Origin of the sequence: Corynebacterium diphtheriae (assembly GCF_001457455.1) — a bacterium.
GTDB lineage: Bacteria > Actinomycetota > Actinomycetes > Mycobacteriales > Mycobacteriaceae > Corynebacterium > Corynebacterium diphtheriae.
The window spans coordinates 2,402,465-2,421,720 of sequence record NZ_LN831026.1; the positions used below are offsets into that span (position 1 = coordinate 2,402,465).

Annotated in this window: 15 protein-coding genes; 9 read left to right on the top strand and 6 right to left on the bottom strand. The window is 55.4% G+C overall.

What is annotated here, in order from left to right; translation table 11 throughout:
* Positions 1–8 precede the first annotated feature (8 nt).
* From AT687_RS11315 to AT687_RS11325, 3 genes are all read right to left on the bottom strand, one after another.
* Positions 9–674 (bottom strand): ABC transporter ATP-binding protein, encoded by a 666-nt coding sequence (locus tag AT687_RS11315; protein ID WP_014318389.1) that lies wholly within the window; start codon positions 672–674, stop codon positions 9–11.
* Positions 671–1,705 carry an ABC transporter permease gene (locus AT687_RS11320; RefSeq protein WP_014319568.1) on the bottom strand — a complete coding sequence of 345 codons (1,035 nt, stop codon included), beginning with the start codon at positions 1,703–1,705 and terminating at the stop codon, positions 671–673. The genes AT687_RS11315 and AT687_RS11320 overlap by 4 nt, the downstream gene beginning before the upstream one ends.
* A gap of 135 nt (positions 1,706–1,840) precedes the next feature.
* The gene (locus AT687_RS11325; RefSeq protein ID WP_014319569.1) at positions 1,841–4,480 is read right to left on the bottom strand and encodes a choice-of-anchor M domain-containing protein; all 2,640 of its coding nucleotides are present in this window, start codon (positions 4,478–4,480) and stop codon (positions 1,841–1,843) included.
* Positions 4,481–4,571: 91 nt separating this feature from the next.
* Between AT687_RS11325 and AT687_RS11330 the strand changes: the two genes are divergently transcribed.
* A complete protein-coding gene (locus tag AT687_RS11330) occupies positions 4,572–5,825 on the top strand; it encodes a sensor histidine kinase (RefSeq protein WP_014319570.1) in 1,254 nt (417 codons plus the stop codon).
* Positions 5,822–6,421, top strand: a complete 600-nt coding sequence (gene chrA, locus AT687_RS11335) for a heme-responsive two-component system response regulator ChrA (protein ID WP_014304141.1) — start codon at positions 5,822–5,824, stop codon at positions 6,419–6,421. Before AT687_RS11330 ends, chrA begins: the two co-directional genes overlap by 4 nt.
* On the opposite strand, the gene AT687_RS11340 is transcribed toward chrA, so the two are convergent.
* Positions 6,418–6,963: a VanZ family protein gene (locus AT687_RS11340; protein WP_014319571.1), complete on the bottom strand. Its 546-nt coding sequence runs from the start codon at positions 6,961–6,963 to the stop codon at positions 6,418–6,420. The genes chrA and AT687_RS11340 overlap by 4 nt on opposite strands.
* A gap of 96 nt (positions 6,964–7,059) precedes the next feature.
* Positions 7,060–8,961: a YhgE/Pip family protein gene (locus AT687_RS11345; RefSeq protein WP_014319572.1), complete on the bottom strand. Its 1,902-nt coding sequence runs from the start codon at positions 8,959–8,961 to the stop codon at positions 7,060–7,062.
* Between the two features lie 451 nt (positions 8,962–9,412).
* Between AT687_RS11345 and AT687_RS11350 the strand changes: the two genes are divergently transcribed.
* The 7 genes from AT687_RS11350 to AT687_RS11380 all read left to right on the top strand — a co-directional run bounded on the left by AT687_RS11350 (position 9,413) and on the right by AT687_RS11380 (position 17,431).
* A complete protein-coding gene (locus AT687_RS11350; protein WP_014319573.1) occupies positions 9,413–10,804 on the top strand; it encodes an NAD-dependent succinate-semialdehyde dehydrogenase in 1,392 nt (463 codons plus the stop codon).
* Positions 10,805–10,971: 167 nt separating this feature from the next.
* The gene (locus AT687_RS11355) at positions 10,972–11,766 is read left to right on the top strand and encodes a PTS sugar transporter subunit IIA (protein ID WP_014319574.1); all 795 of its coding nucleotides are present in this window, start codon (positions 10,972–10,974) and stop codon (positions 11,764–11,766) included.
* Between the two features lie 25 nt (positions 11,767–11,791).
* Entirely contained in the window at positions 11,792–13,414 is a 1,623-nt protein-coding gene (locus tag AT687_RS11360; RefSeq protein WP_014319575.1) for a PTS ascorbate transporter subunit IIC, read from the top strand.
* A 206-nt stretch (positions 13,415–13,620) separates the two neighbouring features.
* Complete coding sequence (dhaK, locus tag AT687_RS11365) at positions 13,621–14,616, top strand: dihydroxyacetone kinase subunit DhaK (protein ID WP_014319576.1); 996 nt, start codon at positions 13,621–13,623, stop codon at positions 14,614–14,616.
* Positions 14,617–14,619: 3 nt separating this feature from the next.
* Positions 14,620–15,261, top strand: a complete 642-nt coding sequence (gene dhaL / locus AT687_RS11370; RefSeq protein ID WP_014319577.1) for a dihydroxyacetone kinase subunit DhaL — start codon at positions 14,620–14,622, stop codon at positions 15,259–15,261.
* Positions 15,258–15,926, top strand: coding sequence for a dihydroxyacetone kinase phosphoryl donor subunit DhaM (gene dhaM / locus AT687_RS11375; RefSeq protein ID WP_014318397.1), 669 nt, complete (start codon positions 15,258–15,260; stop codon positions 15,924–15,926). Before dhaL ends, dhaM begins: the two co-directional genes overlap by 4 nt.
* Positions 15,927–16,111: 185 nt before the next feature.
* The gene (locus AT687_RS11380; RefSeq protein ID WP_014319578.1) at positions 16,112–17,431 is read left to right on the top strand and encodes an AAA family ATPase; all 1,320 of its coding nucleotides are present in this window, start codon (positions 16,112–16,114) and stop codon (positions 17,429–17,431) included.
* 590 nt (positions 17,432–18,021) lie between these two features.
* Here AT687_RS11380 and AT687_RS11385 read toward each other — a convergent pair.
* Positions 18,022–19,242 (bottom strand): alpha/beta hydrolase, encoded by a 1,221-nt coding sequence (locus AT687_RS11385; RefSeq protein ID WP_010935773.1) that lies wholly within the window; start codon positions 19,240–19,242, stop codon positions 18,022–18,024.
* Positions 19,243–19,256: the final 14 nt, after the last annotated feature.

Consider the following 19,256-nt stretch of genomic DNA (forward strand, 5'->3'; position numbering starts at 1 on the left):
CCTGAGGGTTATGCGGTTTGGAGGGCTTTTCCGTCGGCCATTTCTACGAAGCGGTCGGCGTAGGCCAGTTGGGAGCGGTCGTGGGTGACCATGAGAGTTGCGAGGGCGAATTCTTTGGTGACGTCGCGGAGTAGTTCGACGATTTCCTTGGAGAGCCGAGCGTCGAGGGCGGAGGTGGGTTCGTCGGCAAGCAGGAGTTGGGGGTTGCCCATGAGTGCGCGGGCAATATTAACGCGCTGACGTTGGCCGCCAGAGAGTTGGGCTACGCGTCGACCGCCGAGCCCTTTGAGTCCAACGCGGGCGAGTAGCTCGTCGGCGCGGTCTTTGCGGGGTTTGATACCGCGCAGGTGGTCGGTGATGAGTAGTTGTTCGCGGGCGGTCAACGATCCGAGGAGGTTGGGTTGTTGGAAGACGAATCCGATGTGTTCACGGCGTGTCGACGTAGCATCCAGGCCTTCCGCACCGTGGAGTGTCACGGTTCCGGAGGTGGGTTCTTGGAGGAAGCCGGCGATGGAGAGCAGGGTTGATTTTCCGGAGCCGGATTCACCGACGATGGCTACGAGCTCGCCGGGGAATATTTCCACGTTGGCGGAGTCGAGGGCGGTGACTGTCGAGGTGCCGTCGGGGTAGACCACGCTGGCGTTGGTGATGGAGAGAACTGGTGCGGCGCTCATGCTGTTGCTCCTAATGCAATCTGAGGATCGACTTTGGTGACGTTGCGGACGGCGATGGTGGCTCCGATGAGGCCGAGTAGCCAGATGCCTAGCGCTGGGCCGAGTACGGATACCCATCCGAGCGAGAATGGCACGCTGCCTGCTATGAACCATCCAAGGAGGGCGCCGATACCAGCACCGAGGGCTACGCCTGCGGCGAGGATGATGGCGGCCTGGCCGAGGGCGTCGATAAGCAGGTAGCGTTTCGACGCTCCCAACGCGGCAAGCACGGCAATGTCGCGGGTACGTTGCAGGGTCCATACAGTAAGGAAGGACACCGTGACCAATGCAGAAATAATGTATAAGAATGCCTGCATGCTTACTAGGGAGGAGCGCTCCGACTTGTAGGCGGGCATTGCTTGGAATGCGCCTTTAAGGTCGGTGACTACCTCATTGTCTTGAGGCTGGATAGTTGGCTCTTGGTTGAGGAGCAGTACTGTCCCCACAGCCTTAGTGTGGCTGACCAGCTGCCAAGTAGCAGTGTCGACCCAAACCACGGGGGTATGGCTGTAGTTTTCGGTTTTTACGGTGCCGGCAACGGTGACGGTGGCACCACCAAGGGTGATGTGGTCACCTGCGCGTACGTGCAGAAAGTCAGCGAGCTCTGCGGGGAGCAGTGCACCTTGTTCAATGAAGCCGCCTACGGAGTCGGGGAGTGGAGTCCCCTCAGGTAGTCCCATCACGGCGGTGGTGTTGGCGTTTTGGTCCGATTCGATACGGGTTTGGGAAACACCAAGGGGAGTGGAGTCCTTCCAACGTTCTGCCTGCTGTTCGGAGATTTCCGAGGAAGTGAACTCTGGGGAAGAACCACCAGCAGTGGTAAATACTACGCTGTGTGGTGCGAGCGCTTCGATGGCGGAAGTGTTTTGTTTACCTAAGCCTTGGGTGAGGCCGGTCAGCATAACGATCAACAGAGTAATCAAACCAACAACCGATGCGATCAGGGCAAAACGCCCTGCTGCGGCACGAATGTCGCGGATTCCTAAAAACATGATCTGCTCCTTATTTTCACTTCTATTGTTGTGAAAGTAAGGAGCTATTCCATCAGTTGGCGTGGTGAAACTCCCATCAACCGACTGGTTGATATGACATCAGTAGGCTAGATCGTGCGCTTTACTAAACAGCGCCTACTGGCGGCGCATCCTCACCAAGCCCAGTACCGCAAAACCGATACCAAAGAACGCCAATGCGGCCGGAAGCAGCAGGTCAGCGTAGGAACCCGTCTCCGCGAGTTTCTGCTTAATTGCAGACTTCTTCACGTTCGGATCTTCCTTCTTCGGTGACTTAGAGTCACCGCTCTTCCCAGCAGTCTTGGGCTCACTGGACTTTGCAACAGGGTGCACAGCTACTTTTTCTGCCTTCTTGCTTTCTTTTCCTGCTTTACCGGCTTTACCCGACACGTCTTCGCCTGTTGGCTGCTGCGCGGTGGCGTTATCGCCCACGAGGAACGTCACGGGCTGTGGTGCTGCGATTTCCTTGTCGCCACTTGTGGCCTTGAAATACAGGGTGTATTGCCCTGGTTTGTTAAAGGACCAGTTGCCGTGCAGGTGCAGCGGTTTGGTGGTGCTCAGTGTGCGCGTGTCCTCGTCACCGGTGTCGAGCATGCGCTTAACCTCGCCGGTTAGCGGATCAGCTTGGTAGAACACTGCACGCCCACCGTCTGGGGTTTCAGCATGATCCAAGGTGATGTCCACACCCTGCGGGTAGTGCTTGTAGTTCAGGTCCTCCGAGCTGAATCCTGGCCATGGCTTACCTGGTTCCTCGCTGCTAGGCAGAATGTAGAACTTCTCACCTACAGGGCCTAGGAAGTCCCACTTCTCGTCGCCAAGCTTGTTATCACGCTTCTGGCGTGCATTGTCACGTACTCGAATGATGGTGTCGTCGAGGGAACGCTGTACATGCTCATGATTCAGGTTAAAGCCCACTTTACCGTTGTTCTTAGCAAGGCGGATGTCAATATGTCCCTCGGTCAGCTCATGTTTATGGGCAACGGTAGGTTCCTTGTGTTCCTCAGATGATTGCGACGACGGTGATGATGGAGAAGACGGGTCAGTATCCTTGCCATTACCGTTTTTATTGGTTTCCGTGTCGTCACCGGTATCTTCGGTGTCTACACTCTCAGAGTCGTCGCTGTCATCAGTGTCAGCCTCGTCTTCGTGCTTCATCAGCGGGATGTTCTTCACGTCGTCGCCGCGTTTGAAGGAACCGAAGGTTTCTATCTGCTCGGGGGCTTTCTTCTCGTCCAGCTCCTCGAACTTGTAGTCTTTCTCTATGGACTTGCTTAAATCAATCTCTTCCGCTTTGGAGTCAATCGACTTCACATCGATCAATGGATGAGGAATGACAGTAACATGCAGCCATGGTTTAAAATCCTCACACGCGGAGATATCCCATTCCTGTTCGATCTTTCCATTTTCGTCGAAGTGCCCCTCTGTACTACATGCCGGCGCACCAATTGTGGAATTTGAGGAAAACATTTTAATTGAGGCAAAACCTCGCAACTTCTTATCGCCTTGCAGCGTCAAGATGTGTTTTCCATCCTTGGGCTTTATAGACACCCTGACATTGGCATCTTCCAATGATATTGGTTGTGGATCCCACACACGCTCTTTATCAATTTCCTTCGGCTTTACCAGTTCGGAGCCTGTCTCTGAGATATTCTTGGAGTCCTTGCGATCGTAGGTGAAAGACTCGGAAAGCCATGCTGGCTTGGAGTAATCATCAGGAATGAACAGCGCTTGGTACTTAGAGGATCCCTCGCCAAGGAAAGTGGTGGACTTCGCGGTGCCACCGGTGACAGGGAGTTCGTCGAGGAAATGGCCATCGATAAGCAAGACGAGGCGACCGTTGCCGGATCCCTTAAACGCGATCTCGGTGTTTTTGTTCTCACTAGGCTTAAGGGACAAGCTTGCCGATACCTCCCCCTTAGTAGCTTTCTCCCATGCCTGTGCTGGGTCGAGGATCTTTCCCTTGTCCGGCTGTTCGCCACCTACTTGCCATGCCAAATTCATAGGCATGGTCTTAATGGGCTCACCCTCGCTGTCATATGCGGTGGCTTGGTAGGTGAACACGTAGCGACCAGGCTTGGTAAAAGTGGTGTGGTAGTGCGAGTGACGCGGCTTAATCAGTGAACGGAATGCCTTATCTTTGCTGGAGAAAATTCGAGTGGCACGCAACGCTGTCTGAGTGAAAACTTCTACGTCCCCTGGCCCTTCTACTTTCAAAAGGTCAAGAGAGTAGTTCTGATTTTGTAGCTCTTCATTATCAGCAGCTTTTTGAATGTGGGAGCCACTATTATAACCAAAGTAGATAGGTAACTGGCTAGCATCCACATTCTGTGGAGCCTGCCACACGGTATCACCTTGTTTTGCTACAAAGGGAGTTTGCTCAGTGGAGTTAAACCGATAGTAACCAGATCGCGGTAGCCACATAACAGCATTATCGGCTGGCAAGCCTTTATATTCGGCGGTTTCTTCATTTGCCTTTCTCAGACCTAGCACAACGCCAAGGCCAGTGATCTCCTTGCCACCATCCCCATCATCTTCGCCCTCCAAGTTATGGTTAGCACCAGTAACAGCAGCTTCAGGTGAGAGATCCATATGTGTGCCGTAAACGGTGTGTTTGTTCTGATCTGGGCCAGCTAGGGCGGTAGGGGGGAGTGAGGCAAGTCCAGTCACAAGGAAGCAAGTAGCCGCAGCTCCTACTAATCGACGGTGAGGGATTTTCATCAAACACACTTTCATGAAATTATCGGTAATTATTTTCATTAAAAGGTATAGCCTAATTTGCCCCTATGCAACATAGGCTTCAATTAAGCGAACTTTCCTTCCAATCCATCACAGGCGCAGGAGATCTTTTATGCTCGCTAGTGTGAAGCCTCATGTGATTCAAATTCTCACCGTCATGCGCGTCAGCCTGCATGTTATGTTTGCCGTCCTACTTCTTTTTGGCATCGCGCGCTACCTCATAGACAGGCCAGCCTCACCCAATAGCTGGTTTTATATCACCTTGGCCATAGCGGTGATCCTCGGGGTGTTTTATATGATCGGCACCGCATGGGAAAACCGCTTTGCCCGTGGGGACGACATCCCAGATCCCACCGCATTTAGCCCCCTATGGCTCATAGTCGTGGTCACTCTCTGGGCCTTGCTTGTAGGCACATCCAGCTATTTCTTGTGGCTCATGTTTCCGCTCATTTTTGTCATGTTGCACCTCAGGCACGGAATCCAGGGAATCCTAGGTGTTGCCTCACTACTTGCCATTGCCATCGCAATACCACTGGTTACACGCCCCGCTGACTGGGGCCCAGCTCAGGCCATGGGCCCAGCAATCGGTACCGCTTTTTCTATTGTGATCTTTTATGGCTATGCCACCCTACGCAATGACGCACAGCATTACCGCCAGTTAGCAGCAGAATTACTTGCTGCCCAGCAAGATTTAGCTACCTCTGAACATCAGGCAGGCCGGCTCGAAGAGCGAGAGCGGCTCTCTCGCGAGATCCATGACACAGTTGCTCAAGGATTGAGTTCCATCGTAATCTTGGCACGCGCCGCACACGGCCGCCTCGATAAAGGTGAAATTGAAGATGTGGCACAGCAACTCAGCGTGATCGAAACCCAAGCTTCAGACAGCCTTGCAGAGGCACGCCGCTTTGTGCGCGACCTAGCAGCCCCAGCACTGGGCGACTCGCTGCCTATCGCACTGACCAGTACCATTAATAATCTACGCACCAAACAGGATGCTCTCGGTGCGCCATTGGATGTTCATTTAGAGCTCGTGGGGGATACGTCGATAAGCCTGCCGGAGCCGGTATCGCGCACCGTAGTTCGCGTAACCCAAGAAGGGCTCAACAATGTGGTTAAACATGCTCATGCCACAAAAGCGGTGGTCACATTGGGCGTGTGGGAGGACGAGGTCAGCCTCGACGTGGTGGACAATGGGATCGGGTTCAACCCCGGTACCACCGAGCGTGGCACCAGCTCTGGCTTTGGCCTTGATGGCCTTCGCAAGCGCGTAGATACCGTTGGTGGCACACTCGTGATTGAATCAGATACATACGGCACCGCACTCGCTTGCCGCATTCCGCTTACCAGCCGCCGGGAGACTTCATGATCCGCGTCATGCTTATCGACGACCACCCCGTAGTCCGCGCCGGACTGCGCTCCATTTTGGACAGCTTCGATGACATCACCGTGGTCGCCGAAGCCAGCGACGGCAGCAATATCAACACTAAAGGCATCGACGTTGTTGTCACCGACATCCAAATGCCAGGCACCGACGGCATCACCCTAACCCGCGCACTCGCCAACGCCGGCGGCCCTCCAGTGCTCATCCTGACTACCTACGACACCGAGGCAGACATCCTCGCAGCAGTCGAAGCAGGTGCTATGGGCTACCTGCTCAAAGACGCACCGGAATCGGCACTACACGACGCAGTGGTCGCCACCTTTGAAGGCCGTCGCACCCTCGCCCCCGAGGTCGCCAACGCCCTCATGCAACGTGTAAGCAAACCCCGCCAGGCACTCTCGGCTCGCGAAATCGAAATCCTCCAGAACTTGGAACAAGGACTTAGTAACCGCCAACTCGCAGCCAAACTATTTATTTCCGAGGCAACGGTAAAAACTCACCTCGTGCACATCTACTCCAAGCTCGGCGTAGATAACCGCACCGCCGCCATCACGGCAGCACGCCAGCAACGCCTGATTTAACTCGGAGCGATACGCGAAGGATCACCCAACCGTTCCCCCAACCCCACAAGCACGGCGAACACCACGCCCAGCAGGATGGCGCAACCTGCCCACACGGGGAACATTTTGGGCCCGCAGATCTTCGCGATCACTGCACCTACCAAAGCGCCAAGCGCGTTGGTAATAACGTCATCAATATCGCTAAAGCCCAAAGAAAACGCGTACTGGCTTAGCTCGATAAGCACACTGACCACCGCGCCCAGCAGCACGCTGAGCGCCACCGCGGAACGCACCCGACCGTACAACAGCGCGTATATCAGCATCCCCAGTGGGATGAAGAACGCTATGTTGCCGCCGTAGCCAAACACGGGGATGAACCAGTTGGTGTCTGGGCCGAGGTTGCGGAGGTCGTCGAAAAGCACCCACGACACCCCGCTGCGGCGTTGACGAGCCGGATCCCACAAATAACCGATGCGATAGAAAGCCTTAAACATGGTTAATGCGAGCATCACCGCAGAATAGGCAACCAAACCACACCACAAGGCCATGCGAGTACGTGCCACTATGCGTCCTTTCCCAAAACGAGTAGTGGTTTCAGCCTACTTGTACGCATAGAAAAAGCCCGAGGCGGAGGATCCTCGGGCTCAATCACAACAACGCTACTGGTTGTTGAGTTTTCTTACGCGCGCCGCACGCACCATCAGCGTGACCGCCAGTGGCACCACAGTAAACAGGGCAAGCACCGCAATGGCCAGAACATAGCTAGCATCCAGTTCGCCTTGCGACGCCCCCATGAACGCCTCGCGGGCGTAGCTCATGGGGGACAGCGGGTGAATCGCACGGAACACACCTGGAACCGTGGCCAGTGGCCACACGCCACCGAAGGAGAACATTCCGAAAGCGAAAACCGCAAGGATGGCAATGCCACCAACAAAACGGCCAAACAGTGCGCGCAGCAACTGGTTTACCGCAGCCATCGCAGAGGCAGTGAGCAGGAAGCCCAGCGCGATGCCCGCCCACGAGCGCGGGTGCCAGCCGATGGTGGTGGCAAAACCAGCCAAGACGAACAGAGTCAGTACACCGATACCGAATAGGCCGGCAAAGGACTTCAACGTAGGGCCAACAAACGCGTTGCGACGATCCGTACCAAACACATGCGGCAGCAAGATCGCAGCCAGGGCCATGAGCAAGAAACCAAAGACCATGACGATCAGCATGGAGGCACCACCGTTGAGCTTCTTAGCCGTTGGATCATTGCTGTCTACCACCGTCTGCACTGGGTTGGCGTTGTTTTCCTTGTACACAATTGGAACCGAAATCTGCTTGGCCGATGCCTCTGCGTTAGGAACCTTCGGGGCATTCTTTGCACCCTCATCAAGCTTGGTGGCCAAGGTATTAGCACCCTCGTTGAGGCGGCCGGCACCGTCATAAAGCTGCTGTGTGCCATTAGCCAACTGCGCAGTACCATCCGCAAGGCGGTGCGCACCATCGTTCAACCTCACCGCACCATCGTGGGCCTTAGCCACACCGTCGCTGAGTTTCAGCACACCACCGTAATATTCCGAAGAAGGATCGCTCAGCATATAACGCAAGGTAGCGGTACCATTTTTCAGCTTATTGAGCTTGTTCACCTGGTTGTCAGGGTTGTTAGCGTCAAACTTGGTGGCCAGCTCCTGAATACGATCAGCTTCCGCAACCATACCCACGGCGCGAAGTGCATCGGCAGCCTGCTGCAACTGAGGGGCAGCGGCTTGGGCGGTCGTCAGCACTGGAATAAGGGTGTTCACCAGCGTGCCCACGCCGTCATCAATCTGAGCGGCACCATTGCCCAGCTTTGCGGTACCCGCAGCAAGACGGCTGGCACCGTCGGCAAGCTGACCTGTACCATCTGCCAACTTTGCGGTGCCCTCAGCGAGCTGGTGGGAGCCGTCGTTAAGCTTCTGCGAACCCGCAACGCCCTTGGCCAAGCCGTCTTTCAACTTGCCAGAGCCCTCCTCCAACTTTGCGGAACCGTCAGCAGCACGCTCCAAACCACCGCCGAGCTTATTCACACCGTTGACCAACTTGGTGGCATAGGCCTCCGAAATCGACGCCGACACCGCCTGCTGAATCTTAGGAACCAAACCGCCCGTTAACACCGAACCATTCGTGCCATTGAAGTCGTTATACGACAAAATGATCTCCGGCTTAGTAGGCTGATCCGCCAACAACGTATTCACGTTCTCAGAAAAATTCTTAGGGATCGTCACCGTAAACAAATAAGTGCCGTTATCCAAACCCCTAGCCGCTTCATCGGCGCTGACCTGCTTAAACGCCAGATAATCCTTATCCAGTAGACCCTTTGCCACCTTGTCGCCATAACGATTGAACTCGCCATTGCGAGTAGCACCCTCATCCTCATTAACCACGGCCAAATCCACAGAACGCAGATTTTTTGTGGGATCCCACATAGCCCACATATAGACTACAGAGACAAGAACAGGGAACAGCAGGAACAGCACCGCACATAGGCGCTTCCAACTGAAATGACGGGTATCCGCCAGGGTTGCAGAATCAGACATCGTTTCCTCCGGTGAAATAATTAGACCGGATAATTATCGTCGTTTTTCTTTGTAAAACAAAACCTAAAAGGATTGAGATGCCCCACACCTCAAAAATCAATGGCAATGAGACTTTGCGGAAAGATAGTAAAACCATACGCAAACCAAGGGAGTCTCAACAATAGGAGGGGAGTATCCCTTTCCCTTGCATATAGGGCAAAATAGGCCCCTAACTGACAAATTAGAAAATCATCTAAGCAACATAAGAACACTTAGACACCCATCAGATCGACCACCCTCACCGCCATCGCCATTGGTCTGGTCCCTTTCAAAAAATGGAAAGGGACCAGACCTCTTTTTGTGTGAGTTATTTGCCAACTAAAAGAGGTTGAGGGGGAATGCTACATGGGGGTAGCCTAGGCAAAAAGTTTATCGCTAGTGCGATGAACACCGCAGATGAGGAGGAGTTTTCATGGCATACGCAACCACCAATCCTTACACCGGCGAAGTTGTGAAGGAATTCCCCACGGCAACCGCTCAAGAGGTCGAGCAGGCTATCACGCGGGCGCATGACACATTCACGCAGTGGAGTCGCAAACCGGTAGCAGAACGCGTGGAAGTTCTTGCCCGCGCCGCCGACATTTTAAAGACAAAGAAGCGCGAGTACGCGGAAATTATCACCCTTGAGATGGGCAAACTCATTGCCGAGGCCGAAGCGGAAATCGACATTTGCGTCGACATGCTGCGCTACTACGTCGCCAACGGCGAGGCCCAGCTCGCCCCACGCTACCTGCCCGCAAAGGGCTTCGGCGAGCACGACGTCCAGCTCATCAACGAACCACTGGGTGTTCTCTACGCCGTCGAGCCATGGAATTTCCCCTACTACCAGGTCATTCGCATCGGCGCGCCGCAGTTCACCGCCGGCAACACGATCGTGCTCAAGCACGCCTCCAACGTGCCACAATCGGCGCTCAAAATGGTTGAGCTCTTCCGCGAGGCAGGCGCCCCCGAAGGCCTCCTAGTCAACATCTTCGCAGGTCACGACGCCACCGAGACAATCCTTTCCGATCCACGCGTGCGCGGCGTCGCTCTTACCGGATCCGAAGGGGCAGGAGCCACAGTTTCTGCAACCGCCTCCAAGTACCTTAAGAAATCCACCCTCGAACTCGGCGGCGCCGACGCCTTCATCGTCCTCAGCGACGCCGAACTCGACAAAGCCGTCGACTGGGCCGTCTTTGGACGCCATTGGAACGCAGGGCAGGTGTGCTGTTCGTCGAAACGCATCATCGTCGAAGACTCGCTTTACGACGCTTTCCTCACCCAGTACACCCAAAAAGTTGCCGCCCTCACCGCCGGCGACCCCATGGACCCAAACACCCAACTAGCACCACTATCCTCCCAAACCGCAGCCGATGACCTCGGCAAACTCGTCGACAAAGCCCGTGCCGAAGGCGCCACCGTCACCGAAGTAGGCATCGACCTCCCCGAACATGGCGCCTTCTATCAGCCCACCATCCTCACCGACATCCCACTCGACTCCGACACCGCACACTCCGAATTCTTCGGCCCCGTCTCCCAGATCTACCGCGCCCGCGACATCGACCACGCCGTAGAAATCGCCAACTCCTCCCCATTCGGACTCGGCGGCTCTGTATTTAGCCAAGACGAGGCCAAAGCCAAAGACATCGCACGTCGCCTCGATACCGGCATGGTGTACATCAACCAACCCACCGGTGTGAAAGCAGACATCCCATTCGGCGGCACAAAGCGCTCCGGATTCGGCCGCGAGCTCATCGACCTCGGCCTCCACGAGTTCGTGAACCAGAAAGTCGTGGTAGTCACCGACATCGACGGCTCCTTCTAACACCATTCGGGGGTATTCCGAGGCATTTTGCACAGAACTTCACACCAAATCGCTTCCAAACCGGCCGTTTGAGCAGATTTGGTGTGAAATAGTGCCCTGACGGGTGCAGTGTGCCCACCCCCGCCTATCCTCAGTAGTTGACACTAGTTATCACTGAGGAGGGATATATGAGTGCGCTCAATGAGCTTTTACACGATGATGCGATTGATCTGAACGCCCATGCCGAAACGTGGCAAGAGGCGATAGCGCAAGCAGGCGCATTGTTGGAAAAGACTGGTGCGATTACCAGCGCTTACACAGAGTCTATGATTTCCTCGGTGGAGGAGCAGGGCCCTTATATCGTTGTGGCCCCAGGGTTTGCGTTTGCGCATGCTCGCCCGTCAGAGGCGGTGAAACGTAGTGTGATTGCGTGGACTCGGTTAGATTCGCCGGTGGAGTTCCATCATTCGAGTAATGATCCAGTGACTTTGGTGGTGGCGTTAGCGGCGCAGGATGATCATGCGCATACGGCTGCGATGCGGGAGATCGCCCAGGTGTTAGGGTCGCGTCGGCGGGATCTGGATACGGTGGCGACTGTTGCTGAGTTGCGCGGTGTTTTGGAGGCGTCGAAACGCCGTAAGTCGCGTGGGGTTGCTGGGGGAGCGATGCATGTGACAGCCCAAGATTCGGTGGAGTCGAAGGGCAAGATTTTGACGGTGTGTGGCAACGGGCTGGGCACGTCGTTGTTCTTGAAGAACACTCTTGACCAAGTGTTGGATACGTGGGGTTGGGGGCCATTTGTGTCCACGGAGGCCACGGACACGATTTCTGCGAAGGGCCGCGCGAAGGAGGCGGACTTTCTGCTGACGTCTGAGGAGATCGCGCGCACGCTGGGCGATGTAGGTGTTCCGGTGTATGTGATCAGCAATTTCACGTCGGAGGACGAGATCGACGCCGCCCTCCGCGAGCTTTACGACGTCTAATCGCCCAGTTGAGGAGCTGTTTATTATGAATGCACTCATTGCTATCCCAGAGTTTCTGGTTAATGAGATCTTGTCAGTGCCGGCGTTTTTGATCGGCATCATCACCGCTGTAGGACTTGGCGCCATGGGCAAAAAGACCGGCCAGGTTCTGGGCGGTGCTATCAAAGCTACGTTGGGTTTCCTGCTCATCGGTGCGGGAGCGTCGCTAGTCGTAGCATCTTTGGAACCATTGGGCACAATGATTCAAGGTGCCACCGGCGCCCACGGTGTGGTCCCCACGAACGAAGCAATTGTTGGTATTGCGCAAAATCAATTCGGTGGCCAAGTCGCATGGTTGATGATCCTCGGATTCGCCATCTCTTTGGTCCTAGCCCGTATCACCCCGATGAGCTACGTGTTCCTAACCGGGCACCACGTACTATTCATGGCCACCATGCTGACGATGGTGCTCGCCACCGCCGGTTTTGGCCCCTGGGTTGTGGTCCCCGTCGGCGCACTACTGTTGGGCATCTTGATGGTGTCGCTGCCTGCAATCGCCCACCCATGGACGCGCCGCGTAACCGGTGACGACTCCATCGCAATCGGCCACTTCGGTACGGCTGGATACGTGGCGGCTGGTGCCGTCGGCAAGCTCGTAGGCGGCAAAAAAGAATCAATGTCCGCCTCCACGGAAGAGCTCAAACTCCCCGAAGGCCTACGATTCCTTCGCGACTCCATGGTCGCCACCGCACTTTCCATGGCATTAATGTACGTCGTACTCGCCATCCTATTCATACTGCGCGCCGGCCAAGACGAAGCCTTCACCGCATTCGCAAACGGTGCAACCAGCGTAGGCAACTACCTCATGCAATCCGTCACCCAAGGCCTACAATTCGGCGTTGCAGTAGCAGTAATCCTGTTCGGTGTTCGCACCATCTTAGGCGAACTCGTCCCCGCGTTCCAAGGCATCGCCGCCAAAGTAGTACCCGGCGCAATCCCAGCTCTCGACGCCCCCATCGTATTCCCCTACGCACAAAACGCAGTGCTCATCGGCTTTATCATGTCCTTCGTGGGCGGCCTGATTGGCCTTACAGTACTCTCCGTCTGGCTCAACCCAGCTTTCGGTGTAGCACTCATCCTGCCAGGACTCGTGCCGCACTTCTTCACTGGCGGCACAGCTGGCGTATACGGCAATGCGACCGGCGGCCGACGCGGTGCCGCACTAGGCGGCCTCACCAACGGTTTAATCATCACATTCCTGCCAGCATTCCCGCTGGGCGTTTTGGGCAACTTTGGTGATACCAACACGACCTTCGGCGATGCCGACTTCGGATGGTTCGGCATGCTCGTAGGCGGCGGCGCTCGCGTAGGTGGTCCGCTCGGCATCGTCCTAGTGATCCTTGTTGGTCTTGCAGTCTTCACCTTGGGCTGGTTCTCGCAGGTCAAGCTGGTGCAGGGTAACTGGGATCCGACACCGTGGCGTGGCGGCTTTGCTACAGCGGGTGCTGCTGGTCCTGCTACTGGGGTTCCGGCCCAGGGTTTGACCCGTACATACCCGAAGGTCTTGCCACCGAAGGGCGCTCCGGTTCCACCGAGCCACCATTCGGGGGTATTTCGAAGGATTTTTCTTGGCACTTCACACCAAATCGCTTCCAAACCGGCCGTTTGAGCAGATTTGGTGTGAAGTGCCGTCTTTTCGGGGGTGAGCGGGGGTGGCGCGCCCACCAACGCCAGCCAATCCCAGCCAAGCCATGGTTGTGAAAAACGTCCCACTCCGCGTAGTTCCACGTTAGGTATAGTGGGCACCATCCAGAATGCTTGTGACGTATATTCGCAGGTTAAGCACCATTTTTAGGTGAAGGAGTGGTTGACAAAATGAAGAAACTCATTAATGATCCACATGATGTGGTCGCGGAAACCATTGCGGGTTTCGTGGCCGCACATAAGGATGTGGTGACCTCCGATGGCCAGTTTGTTGAGCGTGCTGAACCTAAGGCACAGGGCAAGGTCGGGATTATTTCGGGTGGTGGTTCTGGGCATGAGCCGCTGCATGCTGGGTTTGTTGGCTATGGCATGTTGGATGCCGCGGTGCCAGGGCCTGTGTTTACGTCTCCGACACCGGATCCGATTGTGGCTGCTACTAAGGCTGCGGATCATGGGGCGGGTGTGCTTTATATTGTGAAGAATTACACCGGCGATGTGCTGAATTTTGATACGGCTGCGGAGCTTGCTGAGTTTGATGACATTGAGGTGTCGCAGGTGATTGTCAATGATGATGCTGCGGTAGAGGATTCTCTTTATACTGCGGGTCGTCGTGGTGTTGCCGGCACGGTGTTGGTGGAGAAGATTGCGGGTGCTGCGGCGGAGCGGGGCGATAGTCTTGCGGAGGTTGCTGCGGTTGCTACTGAGGTGGTGAAGAATACGCGGTCGATGGGGGTTGCGCTGACGTCGTGCACGGTTCCGCATGTGGGTAAGCCGTCTTTTGATCTTGGTGATTCTGAGGTTGAGATTGGTATTGGTATTCATGGTGAGCCGGGTAGGCGTCGTGAGCCCATGAATTCTGCAGATACCATTACTGATCAGTTGTTGGATCCTGTTGTGGAGGATCTGGGGCTTTGTGCGGGGGAGCGGGTTATCGCTTTGGTTAATGGTATGGGCGGTACGCCGTCGTCGGAGTTGTATATCGTGTATCGCCGGGTGGCGGAGCGTCTTGGCCAGTTGGGCGTGGTTGTTGAGCGTTCGTTGGTGGGGAATTATGTGACGTCGTTGGATATGCAGGGGGCGTCGGTGACGTTGATGCGGGTGTCTGATGAGTTGCTTGAGCTTTTCGACGCCCCGGTTAACACTGTGGCTTTGAGGAAGGGGATGTAGATCATGGTTTTGGATACTCAATGGGCTTTGGCGTGGGTTCGCGGTTGTGCGCGGTTGGCTTCTGAGCACCGTGAGGAGCTGATTGATTTGGATCGCGCGATTGGCGATGCTGATCATGGTGAAAACGTTGATCGCGGGTTTGCGGCGGTCGTCGCAAAGCTTGACGATCTGCCAGAAAGTGTCACCCCGGCGGATGTTTTGAGGGTGACCGCGCAGACGTTGATTTCTACTGTTGGCGGCGCGTCGGGCCCGTTGTTGGGCACAGCGTTTCTGCGTGCGTCTAAGGCGCTGACCGCGCCGACTATCGACGCCCCCACCGTCGCCGCTCTCATCGCCGCAGCCTTGGAGGGTATCCAGGCCCGCGGCAAGGCTAGCGAGGGGGAGAAAACGATGGTTGATGCGTGGGCACCGGCTGCGCATGCGGCTGCTACCGCCGCCGACGAGGGGGCAAGCCCTGCGGATGTGTTGGCGCGCGCTGCGGCTGCCGCGTCTCAGGGTGCGGCTGATACGGAGCCCATGGTAGCCACCAAGGGGCGCGCTTCTTACCTTGGGGAGCGTTCTGTTGGCCACCGCGATCCGGGCGCTACGTCCTCTGCTTATTTCTTGCAGGCGGCTGCTGACGCCGCTTCCGAGGGGACTGCATGAGCGCTGTAGGTTTGGTTTTGGTTTCTCATTCCCAGAAGCTTGCCGAGGGGTTAGCGGATTTGGCTGCCCAGATGGCTGGAGATATTCGCATTGTGTCTGCGGGCGGGCTTGACGACGGCGGCATCGGCACCTCCTATGACCGTATCGAGGCCGCCGTGACGGAGGTTCGTAATGGCGGCGAGGGAGTTGTCATCCTTACCGATTTAGGTTCGGCGACGATGACGGTGGAGATGGTCGTGGATATGGCCGATGATCCAGACGTGGTCTTTGTCGATGCTCCCTTTGTGGAGGCCGCTATCGCCGCGGCTGTAGCCGCACAGCAGGGTGATTCCACTGCCGATGTGGCAGCAGCTGCCCGCGGGGCCATTGCCTCGTTTACCCAACCCGCGGTTCCTGCTAGCCCAGTGCCGGAAGGTGAGTATTCGCGGCAAGTCATAGTCGCCGACGCCTCTGGACTTCATGCTCGACCCGCAGCCGAAATTGCCACCATGGTGGCGGATGCCGACGACGATGTGACCATCAATGGCGCGGAAGCAGATTCTGCCCTCATGATCATGGGCCTAGGGATTGCCCACGGGGATACCGTGACAGTTGCCGGCAGCCATGCAGATAGCAAAGTTATCGACCGCATTGCGGATGCCATAGCAGCCGGTTTGGATAAGTAACTCAAAGGGGCATGTACCCCGCCTCGCTAGCGTGTGCCAGCGAGGCGGGGTTTCACAATGTTTCACATGAAACATTGTGAAAATGATGTGGGAGTCATGGGCAGATTCGTGGGCAGATTAGGGTTTCCAGAAACTATTTGGCACAAAAACTGCAAAATATGGTCCGAAAATGATATTTTGGCCAAATGTTACTCACGTTGTCGATCTGCAATTTTCGATCTTTTGGAACTGAAGCGACCCTAGATCTTCAACGCAGGGGATTTCGTACTCAACACCCACGCAAAGACGAAACATGGCAAGAAAATACGTGGCACAGGGCCGCTATTTTCGGGGCAAATGCGGCAGGAAAATCTAATGTCTTACGCGCGCTTGGGCAACTCAAACTAGCAATCACACACTCTCTTACCAACGAGCATTGGGTAAGAGAACTGCGAGATCCACACTCACTATGCACCGACGAGCCAACCTCTTTTGAGGTTGAATACGTTTTCGATGATGTTCGCTACCGGTGGGGTCTAACACTTAACCACAGTGGCGTTGTCGAAGAGTCCCTTGAAGCGAATCTATCTTCTCGTTGGCGTCGGATATTTGAACGCACCGGTAATTCACTGATCTTCGGCTCCAATACTGGTATCTCACACGCAGCAAAAGAAAATATCGAACGATTTATGCGGCCATGGGCTCTTGTTTTCTCAGCTTGGAACACTGTGAAGACACCAGGCCCATTTGCCGGTGCGCTTCAATGGTGGCAAACGCTGCTTCCTGTGATTATGTCCAATGAAGCAGATCATCACAATCGCCATCAATGGCTAGTTCAGCTTGCGCAAAAAGACCCAACATGGCTGAGCGTATTGCAAAATGTAGTTGCCGTTGCAGATGTGGGAATTAATAAGATCGGCATCGAGGAACAAGCACCGGATCTTGTAAAACAGATTGAACTGACAATTCAGCCCGATGGACAAGCAGAGATAACCGATCAATTCGATTCCGATGAGATCACGGAGTATCTCCGCTACCTCATGTTTGAGCATAGCGACGGTATTCACACTTTTTCCCTGCCAGAAACTCAAGAATCCCAGGGCACCAAAGCGTGGATGGATCTAGCAATTCCCGCACTGTTTGCACTATCCGTTGGCGGAGTATTATCCATCGACGAGATCGACGGTTCCTTACATCCACTTTTGGTCCGAGAACTCGTCTCATATTTCGATAACTCCGAGCTCAACCCACTAGGAGCACAGCTCCTGTTTAGCACGCACGACCTTACGCTTCTAGGGAAATACCCAGCAGAGTCCCTTCATCGTGGAGAAGTTTGGCTAGTAGAAAAAGAGCGATCTTATTCCGAACTTATCGCCTTGGATGAGTTCCCAATCCGCGATGCCCACAATATCGAAAAGCGATATCTTCAAGGAACGTATGGCGCTGTGCCCATATCTAACACAACCGAGTTACTTCATACTCTCGAAGTATTACGAGAAAAATACACTAAAATGAAGCAACAGTAACAACTACATCGAGGGGGATCCGATGAGCAGGAATCGATCGTCAAGCCCTAAGAAAAATCACCAACATTGTGCTCAGTAATAACCAGCAGAACGCTCCCTCAATAAGGCAAGTACATTACCCCAACACCAAGCCATCCATTACCATTGCATACAATCAAATCACCCCCACCTAAGCCAATAAAAATCCCGCCCCCAGAAGCTATGCCACAGGACTTCGGGTGCTGCGGGTACTGCTGCTGGGGTTCCGGCCTAGGGTTTGACCCGTACATACCCGAAGGTCTTGCCACCGAAGGGCGCTCCGGTTCCACCGAGCCACTAAACGGGGGTATTTCGAAGGATTTTTCTCGGTACTTCACACCAAATCGCTTCCAAACCGGCCGTTTGAGCAGATTTGGTGTGAAGTGCCGTCTTTTCGGGGGTGAGCGGGGGTGGCGCGCCCACCAACGCCAGCCAATCCCACCAACGCCAGCCAAGGCCAGCCAAGCCATGGTTGTGGAAAACGTCCTACTCCGCGTAGTGCCACGCCCTAACTCCCGGCGAACTAATCAATACACTCTAAAACCGGAAGAGCCATTAAGATAAGGTCGGACCTAGCGGTAGGTGTACTGCCCCTTGCTTACGTTTGCCCAGGCAACGGGGAGCTGCTGGCGGTAGTATGGCCATGAGTGAACACCGCCATCGTGGTAGTCGAAGGTGATGCGGGAAGGATCGGCAATCTTTTCGCGTACGGAGGCTTCGAGTTCTTGGGTGCAGCGGTAGGACATTTTTTCCAACACAATGTTGCCAAAGAGGGTGAATGGACCGTCTTCTTTTGGCCCGTTCACATCGGATGGGGTGGCAACGCCGTTGGCTACATAGATATAGGTATCCATGGAGGCGATACCGGAGGGGTTGGCTACTACGTCGTTACGGCGACGCTGTTCGGTGATGTCGCGTCCCCACATGAGGTCTGGGTTGCCGCCTATCACGCGGGCTGCGAGGTTGAACAGTTCGCGTCCACTGGTGTTCACGGGGGAGTAGCAGCCGGAAACTCCGAAGGTGCCCACAAATTTTTCTGGATAGAGGTTTGCTAGGCGCACGGCAGCGGAGCCGCCCATGGAGAGTCCACCGATATAGGATTTTCCATTGTACGCAATCTTTGTCTCAGGCTGTACTAGCACACCGGGCAGTTCCTTAATAAGGAATGTTTCCCACTTGGCGCGGCCGAGGTATGGGTCGGTTTCGTTCCAGTCGGTGTAGTTGGTGCCACCGGCCTCGGTTGGCATGATCACGGTGACGTGTTCGTTGGCCATTGCTCCTTGTACGTCGCCCTTGCGCAACCATCCGGACTGGGATGGGGCGGTGACGCCGTCGAGAAGGTACAGCATGGGCGCTGGGGTGGTGCGGTCTTTGGGGTGCTGCACTTGCACCTGCACGATGCGTCGCATGGCGGGCGATTCGATGAAGAGGCGGTCGACGTCGAAACGCTCGTCTTTTTCTACTTTGACGAGGCGTGGTGCGGCAAAGTCGCGCTCTGCTTCGATGGGGTAGGGGGTTGGGGATCCCCACATGTTCCAGAGTGGGAACTGTGCCCATGGGGAGTACATGTGCATTCCGCGGTAGAAGGAGTTGATGTCTTCACCTAGGTGTGGGTTTTTTGACCACTCTGCAAGCAAAGAGTTAGCCCCGTAGTTAAGGGCGGACGAACCAGCCTCGATGGGGTTTGAGGACTGGGCGTTGGCAGAAGGTGCGGCCACTCCGGCGAGCGCGATGACTGCAGTGGCTGTGGCACAGGCACGACGCACGCTGGAAGAAATAGAGGGGAATCGCATGCAAAGAATCCTAA